This is a genomic window from Vibrio sp. Isolate34 (genome assembly GCF_022397915.1).
Classification (GTDB): domain Bacteria; phylum Pseudomonadota; class Gammaproteobacteria; order Enterobacterales; family Vibrionaceae; genus Vibrio.
This window is the reverse complement of record NZ_JAKEUO010000005.1, coordinates 1-21,426: the sequence shown is the minus strand read 5'-3', so window position 1 is coordinate 21,426 and position 21,426 is coordinate 1. Positions and strand designations below refer to the sequence as shown.

Genomic DNA, 21,426 nt, shown 5'->3' with positions numbered 1-21,426 from the left:
CATCAAAACCGAAAAAATTGCGATAATTATATCTCGAAAGTACCTTAATCAGCAAAACTCTCGTACAGTAGATTTTCGTTTCGATTAAAAGCAGTAATGTGATGACTAATGGTGTAAAAACGATGGACAGTTTACCTTTAAGACTTGGATTAACCATGTGGTCTCACTCTGAGTGGCAAAGTCAGTTCTATGGCAAGGGAACAAAGCCTGCGGAACGCCTAGAAAAATACACCCAAGTGTTTCATACCGTTGAAGGCAACACGACCTTTTACGCGACACCGAGTATGTCTACCGTACATAACTGGAAAGCCGCCAGTCACGATGATTTCAGGTTCACTTTTAAGCTACCCAAATTCATCACCCACCAGCAACAACTGAGACACTGCCAAGCCGAACTCAAAGAGTTCTTAATGACCATGTCACCCCTGCATGATCGCATTGGTCAATGGACGATTCAGCTACCGCACAGCTTTGAACCGAGCATGCTCCCTGCCTTGCAAAAGTTTTGCACGTTATTTCCAAAAGACATGCAGCTTGGTGTTGAAGTCCGCCACTTGGGTTTCTTTGACAAAGGTGATGCTGAAAAACGCTTTAATCAGTGGCTGGTCGAAGAAGGCATCAATCGCATTATTATGGATAGCCGCCCCGTTTTTTCCGCACCGCCAACCACAGAAGCAGTGATCGATGCGCATCAGAAAAAACCGCGTGTACCCGTTCATGCGATTGCGACCGCCAATAATCCGATGATTCGCTTTATTGGCCACCCCGACCAAGAACCTAACATCGAATTTTTTAAGCCTTGGTTTAGCAAAATTCCAACCTGGCTCAGTGAAGGCAAACAGCCGTATTTAATGATTCACACCCCAGACAATAACCATGCGCCTGAACTCGCGATTGCTATTTACGAGCTATTGCAAAAGCAAGTGTCTGAAAATACGTCATTAATATTGCCCGATCTTGCTCAGTTTCCAGCTCAGAAAGGCAACCATCAAATCTCAATGTTTTAAGTCTTCTTGAACATCTGGCTGTAATCCTCACCAGTAATCTCAGTTTTCGTGACAGCAGTCCTTTTTTTACGTAAAATACGTCCCCTTTTATTTGGTACGAATTTTGTGCCAATTACGCTGACTGTCGAGAGAGAATGCCATGAGCAACACAGACAATATCTTTTCCGCTCCTATTGATAAAATTGGAGACTTCACCTTTGATGCAAGGGTTGCTGAAGTATTTCCGGATATGATTCAACGCTCGGTGCCTGGCTATAGCAACATCATCTCCGCAATCGGCATGCTGGCAGAGCGCTTCGTCAAGCCGCATTCAAATATTTACGACCTTGGTTGTTCTCTTGGTGCAGCAACGCTTTCAATGCGTCGCCACATCCAACAAGAAGGCTGCACGATTTTCGCTATCGACAATTCAGAAGCAATGGTTGAGCGCTGCAAATTGCACGTTAACGCTTACCGCAGTGACACGCCGGTTGAAGTGATCGAAGCCGATATTCGTGAAGTAGAGATCAAAGACGCGTCAGTTGTGGTGCTTAACTTTACGCTGCAATTCTTGTCTCCAGACGACCGATACGCTTTGCTTGAGAAAATTCACGCGGGCTTGCGCCCTGGTGGCATCTTAATCCTGTCAGAAAAATACGTATTCGAAGACGAAAGCTCAAATGAACTGCTGATCGATCTGCACCATAATTTTAAACGTGCTAACGGATACAGCGAGCTAGAAGTGAGCCAAAAGCGTAGCGCGATTGAAAATGTGATGCGCCCTGACTCTATCCCTGTACACAGAGAGCGCTTTGATAAGATTGGCTTCTCTAGCAGCGAAGTGTGGTTCCAGTGTTTCAACTTTGGTTCGATGTTCGCGATTAAATAGCGCACATACCCAGTCAGCTCGTACTAAAACGTCATCCTCAAGAGCGAGGAACGAGCGAGTTGGGGATCTCTATCAAGTACGATAAATCGAGATTCCCTATCATGTTCGTCCCTCACTGTAGGGAATGACAAATTTAATTTTTATTTTAGGGTTTATTGACCCTATTAACTCAGTGAAAAACTATGTTTAATTTTGCCAATTTTTATCAACTTATTGCCCAAGATACTCGCCTTCAGCCGTGGCTTAATGTACTTCCACAACAGCTGACGGATTGGCAAAATGCAGAGCACGGCGACTTCGACCGTTGGTTACGTGCACTAAACAAGATTCCACAAGGTGTACCAGACCAAGTTGATCTGAAAAACTCAGTAACAATTGGCAGTTCTACACCGTTCCACACGGGTGAACTTAAAAAGTTAGAAAGCTTACTGAAGACTTTCCACCCTTGGAGAAAAGGCCCTTACACGGTTCACGACATTCATATTGATACGGAATGGCGCAGTGACTGGAAATGGGATCGCGTTCTTCCACATATTTCTCCATTGAAGAACCGCTCGGTGTTAGATGTTGGCTGTGGTAACGGCTACCACATGTGGCGCATGCTTGGCGAAGGCGCTCGTCTAACCGTAGGTATCGACCCTTCCCACCTTTTCTTGGTTCAGTTTGAAGCAATCCGTAAGTTAATGGGCGATGACCAACGCGCGCACCTATTACCTCTAGGTATTGAACAACTACCAAAACTGGAAGCATACGACACTGTATTCAGCATGGGTGTGCTATACCATCGTCGTTCGCCACTTGATCACTTGATTCAACTGAAAGACCAATTGGTGTCTGGCGGTGAATTAGTGCTTGAAACCTTAGTGATTGAAGGCGATGAAAATGCAGTTCTGGTTCCTGTTGACCGTTACGCGCAGATGAGAAACGTGTACTTCTTCCCTTCTGCTCGAGCACTAAAACGCTGGCTTGAACAGGTCGGCTTTGAAGACGTGCGCATCGTTGACGAAAATGTCACCACAATCGGCGAACAACGCACAACAGAATGGATGACACACAACTCTCTACCAGATTACTTAGACCCGAATGATCCAAGTAAAACGGTTGAAGGTCACCCAGCACCGAGACGTGCCATTCTTGTGGCGACCAAGCCATAAATGTGATGCCTGAAAGCCATTATTTAGTTGATAACAAAGTAATGGCTTTTTGGTGGCTACAACGCCACCTTCTACTTCGCTGTGAGCTTTCACAAAAATGCGCGTAAATTGAACGAAAACTGACTTATGTTTAATAAGTGAGCTATTTCAAATTACAATAATTGGCGTAGCGCTCACATTGCGATTCAATATGACCAGACTCTTACAATAGGATGCTTCACGCATCCTTTTTTGTGGGCTAAACTTCTAAATAGTCTGAACTATTCTCTAATTTCCAAAGGTTTTTTTATGTTTAAGCGATTATCGCCTATTGTGGCGGTTGGTTTGCTCTCTGGTTGTACCCTTACTAACGGTGCTGCCTACCACCAAGAAACTCTCGATGCTATTGCCCGCTCAGAGACAAACATCGCAAATAAGGTTCAAAATCTTGAACTGCAAGTCAGCAATCAAAGTGATTACATTGAAAGCTTAGAAGACGAAATCATCACCCTTTCAAATCAGTTAGATGTCCATCTGACGAGCATGGAACACAAAGTCATTGAAGAGCTAGAGGAAGAAGAACCCGTGGCAGTTGCAGCGGCTCCTATCGCTCCTACCTCACAACCGACTATCCTTGGCGGAATCGAAAAAGTGTCTATCGACTCAATCAAACAAAGCTTTGATGCTCGAGTGGATACTGGCGCAACAACCTCTTCTTTAAATGCAGTCGATATTAAAGAATTCGAACGAAATGGTAAGAACTGGGTTAAGTTCCACCTAGAAGACCAAGGAAAAGCGGCAGAAGACCAAAAATGGATTGAAGCACCTGTTGTACGTTATGTAAAAATCCGTCAATCAACGAATGATCAGACAGAACGTCGAGCTGTGATTGAATTATGGGTTAAAGTTGGAAAAATCCATGAAAAAGCGCAATTTACATTGGCGGATCGCTCTCAAATGAGTCACCCTGTACTACTAGGGCGCGAATTTATCAAAGACATCGCGCTAGTGGATGTAAGTAAAAAATACGTACAAACGGAAGCTAAATAACAATAGTAGGGTAAGCTATGACGTCAAGAATTCCATTTTATATCTCTATATTCCTGCTTATCGTAGCAGGTATAACACTGAGTATGTTCAGACATACGACCTACGGTGTACCTTGGACGCCAGGGGAAACCAGACAAGTTTGGGACGTTGAAGCTCGCATCGAATTCAATGCAGTAGGCAAAGAAGCAAAAGTTTCCTTAGCGGCTCCTCATACTCAGTCTAACTACACACTCATCGGCGAATCGGCTTCATCACCAGGTTACGGTATTTCTTACTTAAATACTGAGTCAGGGCGTCGTGCTGAGTGGTCTATTCGTTACGCAGATGGCCCTCAAACCATCTACTACAAGACACAATTCTTAGTCGACAACCAAGCTAAAGTGAACGACACACCACCAGAAGGTGAAGTGGTTCAACCAAGCTTCGACGGTCCAGAAGAAGCGGCGTCTCTTGCTCTGATTGATAGAGCAACAAAGCGTTCTGCAGACAATCTAACGTTCACTCGTGAGCTCATTAAAACGCTGAATGATCCAGACAGCCAAAACTCGGCGCTGATTCTGAACAACATGACCAAAGTGGAAGCGACACACAAGCTACTTTCAGCAGCGAAAATACACAACAAAGTGGTTGGTGTTATCGAGCTAGAAGATGGCCGTCGTCGTCAATCTATTCAGAACATGATTCAGGTTTGGGATAATGATGAGTGGATTCTTTTCTCTCCTGAATCTAGCGAACAGCAAGTTCAACCAAACCTACTTATCTGGGACGAGTCAAACGTTTCTCTGCTTGATGTAGTGGGCGGTCAGAACAGTAAAGTTCACTTCTCTATGATTGCTCAAGAGGTTTCACCAACTGAAGCAACCAACAGTAAAGTTTCTGCTGATCAGCTGTTAAACCTATCAATTCACAGCCTACCGTTAGAAGAGCAAGCGATGTTTAAAACCATCATGCTGATTCCTATCGGTGCGCTTATTGTTGTGTTCTTGCGTGTCATCATCGGTTTGAAAACATCTGGTACCTTCATGCCAGTTCTGATTGCGGTGGCCTTTGTTCAAACACAACTGGTAACGGGTATTGTTGGCTTCCTACTGATCGTCGGTACGGGTCTTATTATTCGAAGTTACTTATCCAAACTCAACTTGCTACTGGTAGCCAGGATATCCGCCGTGATCATTACGGTAATCATGATTATCTCTGTGTTTACCGTGGTCGCGTTTAAAGTCGGTCTGACTGAAGGTCTGTCAATTACATTCTTCCCAATGATCATCCTATCTTGGACTATCGAACGTATGTCTATCCTATGGGAAGAAGAAGGCGCGAAAGAAGTAATGCTACAAGGTGGTGGTTCTCTATTCACTGCGGTTCTTGTTTACTTAGGCATGACTAACCCGTTCATTCAGCACTTAACGTTTAACTTTATTGGTTTACAGCTTGTTATTCTAGCGACCATCTTGCTACTAGGTAACTACACAGGCTACCGTCTAACTGAGCTTCGTCGCTTTAAACCGCTAGCGGAGGACTAAGTTATGTTTGATCAGTTTACTTCACCGTTTAGGTTGAAAGACAAAGGCATAATGGGAATGAACAAGCGTAACCACAGTTACATTGGTCGCTACAATGATCGTTCCAAGTATCCACTCGTTGATGACAAGCTTAAGACTAAGATCATCGCTGAACAGGCTGGCGCTACGGTGCCAAAGCTGATTGGCGTTATTGGTAACCAAGCTGAAGTAAAAACAATCCACAAGATGGTAAAAGAGTGGCCGGGTTTCGTAATCAAGCCAGCTCAAGGAAGTGGTGGTAAAGGCATCCTAGTTGTGACTTCTCACAAGGATGGTGTTTATACCAAGCCTTCAGGTTCAACTATCAATGAAGAAGATGTAGAGCGTCACATCAGTAACGCTCTTGCGGGTCTTTTCTCACTTGGTGGTAAGAACGATGTGGCAGTAGTTGAAAACCTCATCAAGTTTGATGAGTGTTTCGATGGTTTCAGTTACGAAGGTGTGCCAGATGTACGAATCATCGTATTCAAAGGCTACCCTGTGATGGCGATGATGCGCTTATCTACTTCGGCTTCTGACGGCAAGGCTAACTTGCACCAAGGCGCTGTAGGCGTAGGTATTTGTATCGCGACCGGTAAAGCCGTTCGTGCCGTTCAGTTTGACCACCCAGTCACTCACCACCCAGATACGGGTAAAGAGTTGGCGCTACTTCAAGTGCCACACTGGGAAAAGCTGCTAACACTGGCATCAAGCGCTTGGGAAATGACAGGTCTTGGTTACATGGGCACAGACATGGTTCTAGATCAAGAAGAAGGCCCGATGGTACTTGAGCTTAACGCACGTCCAGGTTTGGCAATCCAAATCGCGAACGGTGCTGGTCTGCTACCTCGATTGCACCATATTGAGAACCTTGGTACACCAGCTGAGTACCCGAAACCTGCTGAGCGCGTGGCATACGCTGCTAAGCAATTCGGTGTTCACGGTAACGAGATTGTTCCAAACTAAGCTATTAGCTGACTAGGTCACTTGATACCTATAGAGCTCAATAAAAAAGCCGCATAACTCTGAGAGTTACGCGGCTTTTTAGTCTCTGCCATTAAGTTAACTTGTTGAGCTAAGCCTCTGTGACTTCAATTTCAGGCTCACGAATTGGATCAATACGTACCGCTGCTACCTTAAACTCTGGGATCTTGGCATGCGGATCTGTCGCTGTGGTAGTCAAACGGTTCACAGGAGACTCCACGAAATGGAATGGAATAAACACCACGCCTTTCTGCATTCGCTTGGTTACAAACGCTGCGATTTCAATTTCGCCACGACGTGTTGAGACTTTGAGCATCTGACCATTCGAGATCCCTAACGCTTCAGCATCATGGACACTGACCATCACACGTGGCCCTGCTAAGTTATCCAGCCCTTTCGTTTTACGTGTCATGGTCCCGGTATGGAACTGCTCAAGGATACGCCCTGTCGTTAATACTAACGGGTATTCTGCATCTGGCAGTTCTGCCGCATATCGAAACGGAATTGCTTCCATCTGACCACGCCCACGAGTGAACTGAGTCTGGTGCATAATACGAGTACCGTCAGGGTTGTTCTTATTGCTTGGCCATTGCACACCATTAACCGTGATATTTTCCCAACGTAAACCACCATATTGTGGCGTGACACGAGCAATCTCATTGGTAATGTCCGCAACCGAATCGTAACTCCAACCACCACCCATCGCGTTGGCTAGCATTTGGATAATCACCCAATCCTCTTTCGCGTCACCTGGAGGCAATACCGCAGGGTTGATACGCTGAACGCGTCGCTCGGTATTGGTAAAGTGACCAGACTTCTCGGCGAACGAGCAAGACGGCAGAACCACATCGGCATACTGCGCCGTTTCGGTTAAGAAGATGTCTTGCACCACAAGGAAATCTAACGCTTCAAGCCCTTCAATTACGTGTGCTTGATTCGGGTCGCTTAGCACAGGGTTTTCACCCATCACATATAAACCACGCACATCTCGATGACACGCCCCGTCAATAATTTCGGTCAGCGTTAACCCCGTTTCAGCAGGCAAATCAGAAACGCCCCACTCCATCGCGAATTTTTGGCGAACCATTGGGTTATACACTTTCTGATAACCCGGTAGGTTATTTGGCAATGCACCCATGTCGCATGCACCTTGAACATTCGATTGACCACGCAGCGGGTTGATACCACCGCCTTCAATACCGATGTTGCCACATAAAAGCTGCAGGTTAGCAATCGAGCGAACGTTGTCGTGACCAGTAGTATGTTGCGTGATACCCATGGAGTAATACACCGCCGTGCGTTTTGCAGTACCGATCAAGCGCGCCATCGCGAAGATGTCTTCTGCCTTAACGCCAGTCACTAGTTCTACTTTGTCTAGCGAATAACTTGGTGACATCACCTCTTGCAGTAAGGTATCAAAGCCGTCCACACGATCTTCGATATACTCTTGGTCGTACCAACCGTGCTTGATGATCTGCTGCATCACACCATTAATCAGCATCACGTCAGTACCCGGTCGGTGTGCTAGGTAAAGTTCAGCATGGTCAGCAATATCGATTCTCTTAGGGTCCGCGACAATCAAGCGAGCGCCGTTATGCCTTACTGCCTGTTTGATGTGTGAGCCGATAATTGGGTGCGCGGATGTGGTGTCAGAACCAATGATAAAAATGACATCCGAGTGTTTGATGCTTGGGATATCATTGGTCATCGCTCCACTGCCTAGCGAAGCTTCAAGCCCAGTTACCGTTGAAGCATGGCAAAGGCGAGCACAGTGATCGACGTTGTTGGTGCCAAGTTCACGACGAATGAATTTTTGGAACGCATAGTTATCTTCATTGGTGGTTTTAGCCGACGAGAAACCCGCTAGAGCATTACTACCAAAACCTTGTTTGATCGCCGTGAACTTGTCGGCAATCAGCGTAATGGCTTCTTCCCAACTCGCAGGTTGTAACCAGCCATCTTTACGAATTAACGGCGTTGTAAGGCGGGCATCACTGCCGACGAAGTCGAAACCGAAACGTCCTTTAACACACAACATGCCTTCGTTAACCGGAGAATCACCACCTTCGATGTAACGAATCTTATTCTTCGCTTCGTCAACATGCATGGTCAGCTTACAGCCCACACCACAGTATGTGCAGATGGTATCGACCTTTTTAAGGATGTCGGTATCGCCTTGTTTTCTATCTCTCGCATCCACCATGGCACCGGTTGGACATGCCTGAATACAAGAGCCACATTGAACACAATTAGAGTCGCCCATTAAGGTCTTGTCAGCCCCAAAATTCGGGCGACATTCAGGTCTTGAAGCTGGCTTACCGTTTGACTGATTCATGAAGCTTAGAACGCCATGAACATTTTGTTCACGACACGCCTGGATACACTGACCACAACTGATGCAGCGGTTGGCATCGAAAATAATAAATTCAGAGCTATTGTCGACAGCAAACTTCTGTCTTGTTGAACCCACTTTCGCTTCATCTGCGCGAATAGCTTGCCAGCTCTCATTAGAAGCGACATCAATTTTGTATTCTGGATGTGTTTGGGTTGCCTTATATTCAGTCGAGTAATCACGCAGATCGCAGTCGGTATTGGCTTGGCAACCACACTCTAAACATCTTGCAGCTTCAGCGATTGCGTCGGCATTATCAAAGCCCGTTTCTACTTCTTCAAAGCTTTGCTCTCGCTGCTCTGGTGTTAGCTCTGGCATGATTTTACGTGCCATGCGCTGTATCGACTTGTACTGCTCGGGATCAACGGCTTTGAGCTGCTTCTGTTTTCTCGAGTTAAACGGTTTAGCAGGAATATTTTCCATATCACCATTGAAGAATCGGTCGATCGCTTGCGCAGCAATACGCCCATCTCCTACCGCTTCAACCGCTGTCGCTGGACCACGACGGAAGTCACCGATACTAAATATATTGCCCGTACCTGTGTGCATGGTTTGTGGATCTGCGTCCGCGGTGTTCCAACGAGTTAGTGGGATATCAATCTCTTCATTATCCATGAAGCTTAGGTCTGGCTTTTGCGACACCGCAGCGATAACCGTATCGAACGCTTCGACAAAGAACTCACCCGTTGGTTTCGGGCTTCGACGACCAGAAGCATCAGCAGGACCAAGTGCCATACGTTCTAATCGAATCTCAGATACATGGCCATTTTCATCAGCAATATTCTCAGCCGGATTGGTCAAGAAGTGGAACTTAACACCTTCGTGTTCAGCTTCTTCGATTTCGTAATCTTCGGCGGGCATTTCATCTCGCGTACGACGATAAATCAACGTGGTGTCCGCACCATCACGCACTGCGGTTCGAGCGCAGTCAATCGCCGTATTACCACCGCCAATCACCGCGACTTTTTTGCCCGTAGTGAACTGTTTGGCGGTGACATAATCTTTAAGGTAATCAACACCTAAATAACAACCGCCAAGGTCGCTACCAGGATAATTCATTTCAACGGCTTGTGATGCACCCACTGCTAAGCAGACCGCATCGAAATCACGACTAAGATCTGACAAGGTAAAATCGACACCGAGTTTTTTATCGCACTGTACAACCATTCCGTTACGACACATGAGTTCGATTTCTTGATCAAGAATCGACTTCGGTAGACGATATTCTGGAATACCATAGCGCAGCCAGCCACCAGCTTGGGGCATCGATTCATAAACACTGACGTCATAACCTTCATTAGACAGGTAATAGCCTGCCGTTAAGCCACCAGGGCCACTACCAACAATCGCAATACTCTTGCCTTTGCTTGGTTTTTTCGCTGGCATGTAGCTCTCTTGCGCTGCCAGATCGGCATCGGCTGCGTGTCGCTTGAGTTGGCGAATCGCAATCGAATCATCGACTAAGTTTCGACGGCATTCCGTTTCACAGAAGGCCGGACACACGCGACCAATCGATAACGGCATTGGCAGTGTTTTCTTAATTACTTCAATGGCTTTAGTATGATCATTTTGCGCGATGTGATGAAGGTAAGACTGGATATCTACTCCGGCCGGGCAAGCGGTTTGGCATGGCGCTTCACAGTCAGCATAGTGGTCTGCCATGATTCGATTCAACGCATCTTGTCGATGAGTCGTTAGCTGTTTAGATTGAGTGGTGATGTTCAAGCCATTGACGACCTCAAGCTCACACGAGCGTGTTACGCCCATCCCATCCACTTCAACCACACACAAATCACACGGCACTTTGTCCGCTGTTTTGTTCAAACCACATAACGATGGAATCTCTAAACCACATGTTTTTGCCGCCTCAAGAACGGTTTGCCCTTGTTCGACGATTCGAAATTTCCCATCAATGACGATTTGAATCATAGCTTGTCCTACCTTTACCTTTCGCACACTGCGAGTTATCAATAATTAAAAATAAAGTAATACAATATTATTAATATTATTTAATCTATGTAATTACCATACATTAATTATGGTTTTGTGCGTGTGACCTCAAACAAATTCCATTGATAATAACCATAAGGTATGAGTGGTCTTAACTGTATGTGAAAAACGTTAATTTGAAGATAACGACAATTTGAGGAAGGCTGGTGTAATCAGGGAGATTAGATTTCAGATATTAAAAAGCCCCTACCACTGTATATAAAGTGAATAAGGGCTTTGAATTGATACGATAAATCGGCTTAAAGCTTACTGCTCGGCTTCTTCAATCAGCTCTTGCACTGGCGATGCAGGTTTGTTTTGTGCAAAACCTCGCAGGCCAACAACGTGTACATGTTCGTGATCTTTGAAGACCTTACGTACCAGTTTGTAGGTTGTGCCTTTCTCTGGGCTGATGTTCTCAGGTGCTGCAATCAGAAGCTGCATACCTAGACGGTCACACAGTTCAAACAGCGTAGAGATAGACTTCGCATCCAGACGTGCTGCTTCATCAAGGAACAACAAGCGACATGGAACGATGTCTTTGCTACGAAGTCGACGAGACTCTTCTTCCCAGCTCTGAACAACCATCAATAGGATAGATTGACCAGTACCGATCGCCTCACCGGTAGACAGTGCGCCCGATTCCGCTTGTAGCCAACCATCAGAGCCACGGTTAACTTCAACACTTAACTCTAGGTAGTTACGGTAATCCAGTAGCTCTTCACCTAGAACTTGAGGAGAACGTTGACCCATGTCGATATGTGGGTTCACACGTTGGAACAACTTCGCCATTGCTTCAGAGAAGGTGAAACGAGTCGTCTCGAACAAGTCTTTGTGCTGCTCTTGTTGAGTCGCTAGGCCCGATAGTAAGATTTCATGGCTTTCACGGATCTTAACGTTCAGACGTACGCCTTTAACCTGACCAAAGTAAATGTTCGACAAGCCTTGGTTCAGCATACGAATACGGTTCTGCTCACGCTGAATCGTCTTCTTAATGATGCTTGCTACCGACTCAGAGCTGATCGCTAGGCGGTTTTCACGCTGGGTCAGTTCTTCTGTTAATCGAGCTAGCTCAACTTCCATCTCTTCGATTGCTTCAACCGGATCATCCGTATGAATGATGTCTTGGCGAATACGCTCACGAAGGTGTTGGTAAACCGCAATGTAGAACAGAACCTTACGCTCTGGATGTGCATTATCTTCCGATAGACGCAGCGAATCACGTAGGTCTTCATTGTCAGCCACAGCCAAACGTAGCGCACCCAGTGATTTATCCGACATTGAGCGAAGTTCACCAGCCGTTAGGTAAGCAAGTTCACGCTTGTGTAGACGACGTTCAACGTCATTCTCACGAGCTAGACGAAGTACTGAACACCAACCTGCTTTTGCTGCAACCACAAAGGTACGAAGCTCTGTGTACTCTTTCTGTACTTTCTTAAGACGCTTAGCCAGCGCTTTCATCTCAAGTTCAGTTGAGGTAATCGTGCGCTCGTATTCGCTCTTACGACTGCGAGACGTGTGCAGACGCTCTTGAAGCTCGTCACGACGACGTACAGCGCGTTCTTCAGCGCCTTCATCAGCGTTAACACCGAACTCTTGAAGCTCTTGTTTGAACTCTTGAACAGTCTCTTGCTTCGCTTGATGCGAGCTCTTCAGTGCTGCCAATACTTGGTTGTACTGGTTCATCTGTTCGCGAGCTTGCTTCAAGCCATCGCGGCCTTTCGCTCGAGCTTGTTCTGCTTGAACCAGTTTCGCTTTCAGTTGCTCACTCAATTCACTGCTCTTGTTAAGCAGGTCAACTGAGTCTGCGTAAGCAAAGTAGTGACGACGCTCAATCAGATCAGACAGTGCGAATACTTTGCCTTTTAGCGTTTGTAGCGCGTTGTCCGCCTGGCGGTACTCAGCTTCCAAAGCTTCAAATTGCTCTGGGTCAGCGTCTAGTGCAGAAACGATTTGCTCTAATGACGCAAGCGCTTTGCCATGAGTGTTCAGGTAAGACTTAGCTTCACTCAGACGTTCTAGTTGTACTTCTAGTTCAGTCAAACGCTCAGCTAATGTTTCGTCTTCTAGAATACGAACCATAGGCGCTAACTTATCAAGCGCAGCAATCGCCTGTTTGCTTTGTTGAAGCTGGCTACGTTGCTGTTGCTCTTTCGAATCCAGCTCAGCCAGTGAACGTACTACTTGGTTACGTTTCTCACGAACGACTGCAAGTGCTTGCTCTGGATCTGCGTTAAACGCAACGTGCAGATGTTTCGCTACAAAGCTGTTGAATGCTTGGTATAGACGGTTCAGTTTTTGAGAGTCAAACGCAGCTTTCGCGTGATTCTCAACAACCACATCGCGCTCTTCTCGCAGTTTCTCTAAACGCTGCTCACGAGCCGCACGACCAAACAGTGGGATCTCAGGGAAACGAGAGTAACGCATTTGGCGATCGTTCAGTTGAACACACACCGCGCCTTCTAATTCATCGGCATTGAACGAGCTGTCATCAAACGCGTCAACATCACCTTCAAGGATGTAAAGGTCTTCAGGACAATCATCAAGATCAACCAGTTTCTCTTTGATGCCATCAAGATCCGAAACCACAATCGCATGACGAGCTGGGCCGTACATCGCACTGAAATATGGCGCATCGCCAATTGTGATGTCGTCGTAGATCTCTGAAAGCAGCACGCCACCAAGGGTGTCCGCTAAGCCTTTCAAGCGAGGATCGTTAGAGCCACCTGGTGATGCTAGACGTTCAATTTCTTGCTCAAGTTCAGCTCGGCGAGTTGCCAGTTGATCTTTAGCCACCGCTTGAGACTTTTCATCTTCAAGCACTTGTTGCATTTGCGTCATCACCGCTTGGCTATCTTCTAGCTCAGCTTCGGTTTGATCTCTTAACGATTCAAGCGCATCGTTTGCTGTGATCCAAGCAGGAGCAATGGATTCAAGCTTTTGAATCTCTTGATCGTGGTTTTGCTGAACACGACGTTGCTCACTCTTGGCTTCACGCAGTTCTTCTTGAGCATACTCAAGCGTTTCGATTTGCATGGCATGACGTTCGCGTTCTTCTTCGAAAACCGCTTCGTCAGTCAGTGAAATGTTGTGTTGCTTTTGGTATTCAGTCGCCAGCTCTTTTGCTTGACGCTGCTGCGCCACATCACGAGCCATGTCGCGATGCTGAGCACGCCATTGCTGTTCGTTCTCAACAACGTGTCTTGCGTTACGACCTTTTTCTAGAGCTTGTTTAGCGCTGTGAGACGCTTCTTTACGTTCAACATCACCAACAATGCTCTTAACCAAAGACAGCGCTTTATCGAACTGTGCAGAAGCTGCTGAAGACATGTCTAGCTTGTGCTTAGTAGACAGTAGCTTTTGTGTGCTTGACTCTTCTTGTGCTTTTAACTCAGAAACCAAGGTTAACGCGCTTTCTGCCGTAATAGATTCATCACCTAGTAACTGCTTGGTTTTCTCTAATGCTTGAACCGCTTGCTGGTATTGAAGTGCGCGAGTCTGCTGAACATCCAACGCTTGTTGGTAATCAGCAAGCTGAGTTTTTAGGCTATCCACTTCTTCTTCAGTAATGGTTGCCTGCTCTTCAGCAAGAAGTACTCGCTCTTGAGCTTCCTCAACCACCATCATCTGCTCTTCTAGACGCTCATTAAGCTCTTCTAGATCTTCGCTGTAGCGAGCAATTTTTTCTTGTTGACGAAGTGCAGTTTGAACCAATTGAAGATGATCCGATGCCGCTTGGTAGTCTTGCTCTAGAGACGATTCTTGATCCACCAGCAACTCAAGTTCTTCTTGAACTCGATTCAACAGGTTATTTTGCTCAAGTAAAGTTTCACGCGAACCAAACAGCTCACCACGGAACTTCATGGTTTGATCAAGCTTATTACGACGATCGTTTGCATGGCGCATGTAGTCTGCTGCCACGTAGTTGGTCGATTCAGTGATCAAATGCTTGAACAAGTCACGATCCGACTGAGTTGTCTTGATCGCTTCTAACGTCATGCGGTTCTCACGCAGTGCCGATTCCATATCTTGGAATGCTTTCTTCACACCACCATTTTGCGGCAGAAGGTAATCACGCAGAGAACGTGTAATCGCACTTGAGATACCACCGTAAAGTGATGCCTCAATCAGACGGTAGAACTTAGAACGGTCGCTGCTGTTACGCAGTTTCTTCGGTACCACACCGTATTCGAACATCTGTGAGTGGTAATCCACAATCGAAGAGAACGCTTTAAAATGTGCGCCTTCATATTGTGTAACTGCGGCTTTCACATCATTTAGCTGGCATACACGTGCGTGGCTGTCTGAAACGTTCTGGATAAGCACGTCAGTTGGTTTCACATGGCTAGGAAGGCCTTGGATAACGAACGGCTTGATGTCTACTTTCTTGTCACGACCAGCAACTTGCTGCAGTTTTACTGCAAACAGTAGGCGTTGGTTACGAGAGTTCACCACGTCTAGCGCAGCATAACATGCGCCCGGCTGAAGCTTACCGTAAAGGCCTTTATCACGAGATGACTGTGAGCTACCCGCTTCTGTAGTATTACGGAAATGCAGAAGGCTTTGGTCAGGGATAAGTGCTGTAATGAATGCCGCCATTGTGGTCGACTTACCTGCACCGTTACCGCCAGAAAGCGTTGTAACCAACCCATCAATATCAAAAGTACGCGCGAAGAAGCCGTTCCAGTTGACCATAGTTAATGATTGATACTTACCTCTTTCAATCATGCTTCACCTTCTACTTTTGTTTGTTCGCCATCGTTTGACTCAAGGTCAAAGTCAGCTTGATCGTTAAAAATATCTTGTTGACCGTTTTCATCTACATCTGATGCAGCTTCAGATTTCTCTTCATTCAACAAGCTGCCTTGGTTAGGTTCTTGAGTATGCACCACAGCCTCACCATCACGGATAAGACGCAGTTGAGCTTCTTTCATGTCATCGCCAACACGTACGTCCGCACCAAAACGGAATACCGCTTCGCTGATACGGAACTTGCCCGTTTCGCCAATAGCAATCAACATGCCGATACGGCGCAAGCGACGTAGAGAAGTACGCACTTTTTCAAACAGTTTCTCTTTGTCTAAGTCAGAACCCGACGCACGGTTGGTTGCTAGCTTCATGAGTTTTTTCTCATCCGCTAACGACATCAACTCATCAAACAGCTCTTGGTTAGTGAAGATACCTTCGTGAGCAAGGCGCTCTGGGCTTAGGTATAAGAAACACAATACCTTACCAACAAGCATGTCCAGCTCAGACAAAACACTACGACCGATTAGCGACGTAGAACGCGGACGCAGGTAAAAGAAGCCTTCTGGCGCTTTCACAAGCTCGGTATTGTAACGTTGGTAGAAATGCTGAAGCTCAACTTCAAAATCAGAAAGTAACGCGTGGTTATCTAAGTCTTCTGTTGAAATATGCTTACCTGAACGCAGCATGCTGTCTAGCGCAGGGAACAATGGGTTCGCTATCGCTTTTACCAGTTTCTCTGGCATGTAATCATCAGTACTTGTTAATGACATTTGCTTGTACCTTTGCACCGAAATCGTTGATTGCCTGCCAATCTGGCTGAATCGCCTGATAGTCAGACTCTGAGTAACCTAAGCGCACAGCTTGGTCGACAACAATTCTGGCTAAATCAAAATGGTGTGTGCGAGGGTGTGCAGCGAGGTAATCGCGTAGCACAAGGCCAAGATCAATTGGCGCACCTTGCTGTTTGTGAGCTTTTAACATCTCTGCAATTCGGTCTGAAAGCAGATCATTCACTTGCTCAAATTCTTCGTATTCTACGTCGATTGGAGCTTGACCCATTACTTCGTCATCACGAAGTACCAAGGCTTCATCACGCAAATCGGTGAGCTTCTCAGCATCGGCGTAGGTCAATAACCAAGGCGCATCAAAGTAGTCGGTAACCGACTGACGCAAGCGTTGGCTAAAGGCACGGTTTTTATCCATATCAATCGCGGTACGGATAAACTTGTGAACGTGGCGGTCGTAGCCGATCCACAAATCGATCGCTTGCTGACCCCAACTAGTAATTCGATCGAGCTTCATCTGCAAGCCGAATAGGGTTTCGCCAACGAACTCGAGTTCATCGTCACCGTAAACAATTTCTTGAATATCGAGGATCTGTGTTTGCAGTTCATCACCCGCCGCTTGCAAGGTGTCTTGCAATTCTTTTAGCGTGGACGAGGTTTCTGATAGCAAGGTTTCACAGTTGTTGATCGCTTCTCGCCAATCTTTGTTTAAAAGGTCGGCAATTTGCTGCTTAACGGTTTGCTGCTGCTCATCCATCACACGTTGGTTAAGATCGATCTGATCGAAAATTTCACCAACAGAATACTTGAGCACGCCGTAAACGTTCTTTCTCCAATGTCCTGGAGTTCCGCCCTTCTGCGCTGCTTCAATGGCTTTAGCCATCTCGTCCGCAACCATAGAAAGTTGGATAGACAATTTTAATTTTGAGAACTGACGGTGACGTAAGTAATAATCCGAGATACCAATCGCTAATGGCGACAAACGGTAAATGCTCGCACCATCTGTGATTTCGCTGGTAAAGCGGCTAATCAGCTTCTGTTTAACCAACTCATTGATGGCGTTGTTGGCACGAAACGCAGACGCTTCGCCAGTATCTTCAAACAGTCGAGTGACGATGGTAAATGCATCGTGCAGTTCACCTTCGCCCAACTCTTCATCGAACCTTTCATTGCTTAGTACTGCGATAGCAATCAAAAATGCTAAGCGCTCTGGCGGCAAGTTTAATGAAAAATCATGCTGCTTGACCCAGCCCACCAACTCATCAATTGGCTGCTCTTCGGCAGTTTGAGTCATTTCACTCATTGTGGTTCCTGTTACTGTTCTTCGTCATATCGAACATGTTAGATATGACGCCTATTTCTTTATGACGCGGGCTTCTTACGATTGCATAGCGCATGTTGTGGCTTCTTTTACCACATTCACCGCTGTTATTGCGCAGGTTTTTGAGCCCAAACGTGAATATAACGGCCTAGCGACAGATATGGCTCTTGGCGACATAGCTGTTTTTCTAGTTCCAATACATCTTCAAATTGGTAATCGCCCATGTACTCCATATTACCTATGTAGTCACTGAACGAGCGAATGCCTGATTTACCACAGATTTCTAGACCAGCGTCTTCTATCCATTGATAAACCTCTTCTGGCTTCAAGCCTTTTTGTGGTTGCAGCTTAAACCGTTTTCGATGTGGCATCCCATTCAATACATGAGGAATGTTGCCACAAATCACATTTTTCAGGACTAATCCGTGGTGGTTGTAAAACATTATCGAGGCAACGCCACCCGGTTTAACTTGTTCAAGCAATAAATCAAGCGCCTCTTTCGGGTCAGCCAGCCATTCCATTACGGCATGAAACATCACAACATCGACTTTTTCATCGAGGTGTTCTGACACTTTTTGCACTGGAGAATGGATAAATCGATACTGCTCTAACAAACCCGCTTCGTTGATACTTTCTTCTGCAAGCTTAAGCATCTCAGAAGAGAGGTCGCACAAAGAAACCTGATGTCCAAGCGCGGCGATTTTCTGCGACATCTGTGCAAGACCACCTCCTGCATCAAGCACATGCAGCGGTGACGCTGAATGCTCAAATTTGCTCAAAGCTTGTTCTAAATCTTCCCATACGATGATCTGACGGATCTCTCCTTTGTCAGAGCCGTAAATATTTTTTGCAAATTTGTGGGCAATATCGTCGAAATTACGGTCTTCAGTCACGGCTACTTGAGTTATTATGTCCTATCGTGCCTGCTATTCTGTCACAGGAATTTCAGGAATAAAGAGGCGATGTCTCTTTTTACCACTAAGTGATGTTTTTTCGGACTATTCGGATATGTTTGAGCTGAAAAAAGTAGTGTCTTCACTATTGATGCCACTGCCAGCAATGTTAATTCTCGCTTTTCTGGGCTTAGCCCTAGTGATGTTTACTACCAAAAGGAAGACTGGTTGCCTAATTACCCTTTCAGCCCTCTGTGGTATTTTCCTAATCGCTTTCCAGCCAGCTTCTAGTCAACTTTTAATGCCAATGGAAAGGCAACACACAGCTTTTTTACCTGTCGATGAAACCGTCGATTACGTGATGGTGCTTGGAAGTGGTCATGTCGTAGACGACCAAATACCGCCGACATCAGAGCTTAGCCGCACAGGCCTGATGCGTTTGAGTGAAGGGATTCGTATTCTGCGTCTTTACCCTGGTGCCAAGCTTATCTTGTCAGGCTACGGCGCTGGCACTGAAGTGAGTAACGCAAGAATGATGGCTAAGGTCGCGCTAGCCCTTGGTGTTGCAAAGCCCGAAATCATTCTGCTTGAAACAGCAAAAGACACTTGGGAAGAAGCTCGCCAAGCTGCCGCGTTTGTTAAAAACAAAAAGATGGTGTTGGTGACATCTGCGAGCCACATGACTCGTGCGCTGAATGAGTTCCATGCTGCTGGCATGAAACCATTGCCTGCACCGACCAACTACCTTGCACAAGAAGGTATTGTTGAGCCTTGGGACAAGTACATGCCAAAAGCTCTTTACCTTGAGCAGACTGAGCGTTACTGGCACGAAACCATGGGGTTGGTTTGGCAAAGCCTGCGTGATTGGCTTGATACAAGCAATGACATTGTTGAAGAGCCGCTTATTCCAGAAGCTTCCAGCTTAGTTGAAGATGACGGTGAGGTTTCTTCGGCTCAGCCTCAGTAAACCTATTGAATCTTTAAACTCATACAGAGCAAATTGAGTCGGCAAGTCTTAATTTGTCGGCTCTCTGTTCGTTAACAATGAACGCTAAGCAATAAAAAAGGTTCATCGCGGCTTTCCGGGGAAAGCCGCTTTTATCTTCAAGAAGAAGTAATCTGTATCTCGATACCCATACCCCATTCGCTTGATTAGCTTTATCTTGTTGTTTATCCCTTCTAGTGTGCAGGTGTTTAACGGGTAACTTGCCGATGCAATAATGCCGTGAAGATAAGGCCTCAGTTTTCGTGCGAACTCTTTCAATGGCTTAATTCCACTCTCTTGCACTTGTGCCCACCATACCTCCCAGAGCCCCTTAGCATGTGCTTCTGATTCACAATACCAAAGCTCTTTGAGTTGTGAGCCGAGTATATAAGTGGTCNAAAAAAGGTTCATCGCGGCTTTCCGGGGAAAGCCGCTTTTATCTTCAAGAAGAAGTAATCTGTATCTCGATACCCATACCCCATTCGCTTGATTAGCTTTATCTTGTTGTTTATCCCTTCTAGTGTGCAGGTGTTTAASGGGTAACTTGCCGATGCAATAATGCCGTGAAGATAAGGCCTCAGTTTTCGTGCGAACTCTTTCAATGGCTTAATTCCACTCTCTTGCACTTGTGCCCACCATACCTCCCAGAGCCCCTTAGCATGTGCTTCTGATTCACAATACCAAAGCTCTTTGAGTTGTGAGCCGAGTATATAAGTGGTCATTAAATCCTTATTGATATTCAATATTTCAGTAAGATAGCTATCTTGTCGTGCATTTAAATTACCTCTGTTTTTCAGCAGTACCCAGCGTGAGCGTTTCACCCATTGCCTCGCTTTTTTATCCTGCTTGAGTTTGTTTGCTTGGTCGACTCTGACTCTATCCATCACCTCACGACCGAACTTAGCAACAACGTGGAATAAGTCGTAAACGATTTTTGCGTTCGGGCAGTGCGCTTGAACTTCAAGGTCAAAAGCCGTATTCATGTCCATCGCGACCGCTTCGATATTGTTGCCATACTTGCCTAACTGCTCGAAGAACGGTCGTATGTCCTTGCGGCTACGGCCTAACCCTATCCAAATGACTTGGTGAGTCTTAGCATCAGCGATGAGACTCTATCCATCACCTCACGACCGAACTTAGCAACAACGTGGAATAAGTCGTAAACGATTTTTGCGTTCGGGCAGTGCGCTTGAACTTCAAGGTCAAAAGCCGTATTCATGTCCATCGCGACCGCTTCGATATTGTTGCCATACTTGCCTAACTGCTCGAAGAACGGTCGTATGTCCTTGCGGCTACGGCCTAACCCTATCCAAATGACTTGGTGAGTCTTAGCATCAGCGATGACTGTGGCATATCGRTGCCCTTTAAAGATGGCGAACTCGTCCATGACGAGTTGCCTTAGCCCTTCCCATTTCACTGACGGTACAACTTGGCGAAGTCGACGTTTATCTATCTCTTTAATGGTGTGCCAATGAACGCYCGTTAACTGGGAGATATGCTTAATGGGAAGAAGAGGCAGTAGTTGTTCTATATAGCTTTTTAGGCGCTTCGTTATACGAGCATAAGGCTCCAACCAAGATAGAGACTCTGTTTTTATGCCGCAGTCACGACACTTAATCCTTCGAGTTTGAACGGAAAGTTCGACAGGAACACCGAGCAACATGGCCTCTTTCACATGACGCCATTGATACTCATGGATAGCCTCGGCTTCAAGACCGCAAAAGCATTT

13 protein-coding genes and 2 pseudogenes are annotated in these 21,426 nt (G+C 46.1%); 7 read left to right on the top strand and 8 right to left on the bottom strand.

Translation table 11 applies throughout. The features are described 5' to 3' along the window. Nucleotides 1-101 precede the first annotated feature (101 nt). The 6 genes from L1D22_RS07160 (at nucleotide 102) to L1D22_RS07135 (ending at nucleotide 6,565) form a co-directional block, all read left to right on the top strand. The gene (locus L1D22_RS07160) at nucleotides 102-1,007 is read left to right on the top strand and encodes a DUF72 domain-containing protein (protein ID WP_239829210.1); all 906 of its coding nucleotides are present in this window, start codon (nucleotides 102-104) and stop codon (nucleotides 1,005-1,007) included. Nucleotides 1,008-1,146: 139 nt separating this feature from the next. Further along, nucleotides 1,147-1,875 (top strand): carboxy-S-adenosyl-L-methionine synthase CmoA, encoded by a 729-nt coding sequence (gene cmoA / locus L1D22_RS07155; protein WP_239829209.1) that lies wholly within the window; start codon nucleotides 1,147-1,149, stop codon nucleotides 1,873-1,875. 182 nt (nucleotides 1,876-2,057) lie between these two features. Further along, complete coding sequence (cmoB, locus tag L1D22_RS07150; RefSeq protein ID WP_009846365.1) at nucleotides 2,058-3,029, top strand: tRNA 5-methoxyuridine(34)/uridine 5-oxyacetic acid(34) synthase CmoB; 972 nt, start codon at nucleotides 2,058-2,060, stop codon at nucleotides 3,027-3,029. A 288-nt stretch (nucleotides 3,030-3,317) separates the two neighbouring features. Further along, on the top strand, nucleotides 3,318-4,058 hold the full coding sequence (locus L1D22_RS07145) for an ATP-dependent zinc protease (RefSeq protein ID WP_239829208.1): 741 nt from the start codon (nucleotides 3,318-3,320) through the stop codon (nucleotides 4,056-4,058). 17 nt (nucleotides 4,059-4,075) lie between these two features. Then, nucleotides 4,076-5,581, top strand: a complete 1,506-nt coding sequence (locus L1D22_RS07140; RefSeq protein WP_239829207.1) for an inactive transglutaminase family protein — start codon at nucleotides 4,076-4,078, stop codon at nucleotides 5,579-5,581. 3 nt (nucleotides 5,582-5,584) lie between these two features. After that, the gene (locus L1D22_RS07135) at nucleotides 5,585-6,565 is read left to right on the top strand and encodes an alpha-L-glutamate ligase-like protein (protein WP_239829206.1); all 981 of its coding nucleotides are present in this window, start codon (nucleotides 5,585-5,587) and stop codon (nucleotides 6,563-6,565) included. Nucleotides 6,566-6,674: 109 nt separating this feature from the next. On the opposite strand, the gene fdhF is transcribed toward L1D22_RS07135, so the two are convergent. The 5 genes from fdhF to cmoM form a co-directional block, all read right to left on the bottom strand. Then, nucleotides 6,675-10,904, bottom strand: a complete 4,230-nt coding sequence (gene fdhF, locus L1D22_RS07130; protein WP_239829205.1) for a formate dehydrogenase subunit alpha — start codon at nucleotides 10,902-10,904, stop codon at nucleotides 6,675-6,677. A 327-nt stretch (nucleotides 10,905-11,231) separates the two neighbouring features. Further along, a complete protein-coding gene (gene mukB / locus L1D22_RS07125) occupies nucleotides 11,232-15,692 on the bottom strand; it encodes a chromosome partition protein MukB (RefSeq protein WP_239829204.1) in 4,461 nt (1,486 codons plus the stop codon). Beyond that, complete coding sequence (gene mukE, locus L1D22_RS07120) at nucleotides 15,689-16,483, bottom strand: chromosome partition protein MukE (protein ID WP_239829203.1); 795 nt, start codon at nucleotides 16,481-16,483, stop codon at nucleotides 15,689-15,691. The genes mukB and mukE overlap by 4 nt, the downstream gene beginning before the upstream one ends. Continuing rightward, nucleotides 16,464-17,801 carry a chromosome partition protein MukF gene (gene mukF, locus L1D22_RS07115; RefSeq protein WP_017055049.1) on the bottom strand — a complete coding sequence of 446 codons (1,338 nt, stop codon included), beginning with the start codon at nucleotides 17,799-17,801 and terminating at the stop codon, nucleotides 16,464-16,466. Before mukF ends, mukE begins: the two co-directional genes overlap by 20 nt. A 125-nt stretch (nucleotides 17,802-17,926) precedes the next feature. After that, nucleotides 17,927-18,712 (bottom strand): tRNA uridine 5-oxyacetic acid(34) methyltransferase CmoM, encoded by a 786-nt coding sequence (gene cmoM, locus L1D22_RS07110; protein WP_239829202.1) that lies wholly within the window; start codon nucleotides 18,710-18,712, stop codon nucleotides 17,927-17,929. A gap of 115 nt (nucleotides 18,713-18,827) precedes the next feature. Here cmoM and elyC point away from each other — a divergent pair, with 115 nt between their 5' ends. Further along, nucleotides 18,828-19,679: an envelope biogenesis factor ElyC gene (elyC, locus tag L1D22_RS07105; protein ID WP_239829201.1), complete on the top strand. Its 852-nt coding sequence runs from the start codon at nucleotides 18,828-18,830 to the stop codon at nucleotides 19,677-19,679. Between the two features lie 102 nt (nucleotides 19,680-19,781). Here elyC and L1D22_RS07100 read toward each other — a convergent pair. The 3 genes and pseudogenes from L1D22_RS07100 to L1D22_RS07090 all read right to left on the bottom strand — a co-directional run. Further along, nucleotides 19,782-20,171, bottom strand: a pseudogene (locus L1D22_RS07100) (transposase); the annotation flags it as partial. Continuing rightward, entirely contained in the window at nucleotides 20,105-20,770 is a 666-nt protein-coding gene (locus tag L1D22_RS07095; protein WP_239829365.1) for an ISL3 family transposase, read from the bottom strand. The gene L1D22_RS07095 and the pseudogene L1D22_RS07100, both read right to left, overlap by 67 nt. Nucleotides 20,771-20,805: 35 nt before the next feature. Further along, a pseudogene (locus tag L1D22_RS07090) lies at nucleotides 20,806-21,426 on the bottom strand (ISL3 family transposase); the annotation flags it as partial.

What these genes read in the sequence shown, in the direction of transcription:
- L1D22_RS07160 (WP_239829210.1), top strand. Translation starts at nt 102, where the DNA reads ATGACTAATGGTGTAAAAACGATGGACAGTTTACCTTTAAGACTTGGA.
- cmoA (WP_239829209.1), top strand. Translation starts at nt 1,147, where the DNA reads ATGAGCAACACAGACAATATCTTTTCCGCTCCTATTGATAAAATTGGA.
- cmoB (WP_009846365.1), top strand. Translation starts at nt 2,058, where the DNA reads ATGTTTAATTTTGCCAATTTTTATCAACTTATTGCCCAAGATACTCGC.
- L1D22_RS07145 (WP_239829208.1), top strand. Translation starts at nt 3,318, where the DNA reads ATGTTTAAGCGATTATCGCCTATTGTGGCGGTTGGTTTGCTCTCTGGT.
- L1D22_RS07140 (WP_239829207.1), top strand. Translation starts at nt 4,076, where the DNA reads ATGACGTCAAGAATTCCATTTTATATCTCTATATTCCTGCTTATCGTA.
- L1D22_RS07135 (WP_239829206.1), top strand. Translation starts at nt 5,585, where the DNA reads ATGTTTGATCAGTTTACTTCACCGTTTAGGTTGAAAGACAAAGGCATA.
- fdhF (WP_239829205.1), bottom strand. Translation starts at nt 10,904, where the DNA reads ATGATTCAAATCGTCATTGATGGGAAATTTCGAATCGTCGAACAAGGG.
- mukB (WP_239829204.1), bottom strand. Translation starts at nt 15,692, where the DNA reads ATGATTGAAAGAGGTAAGTATCAATCATTAACTATGGTCAACTGGAAC.
- mukE (WP_239829203.1), bottom strand. Translation starts at nt 16,483, where the DNA reads ATGTCATTAACAAGTACTGATGATTACATGCCAGAGAAACTGGTAAAA.
- mukF (WP_017055049.1), bottom strand. Translation starts at nt 17,801, where the DNA reads ATGAGTGAAATGACTCAAACTGCCGAAGAGCAGCCAATTGATGAGTTG.
- elyC (WP_239829201.1), top strand. Translation starts at nt 18,828, where the DNA reads ATGTTTGAGCTGAAAAAAGTAGTGTCTTCACTATTGATGCCACTGCCA.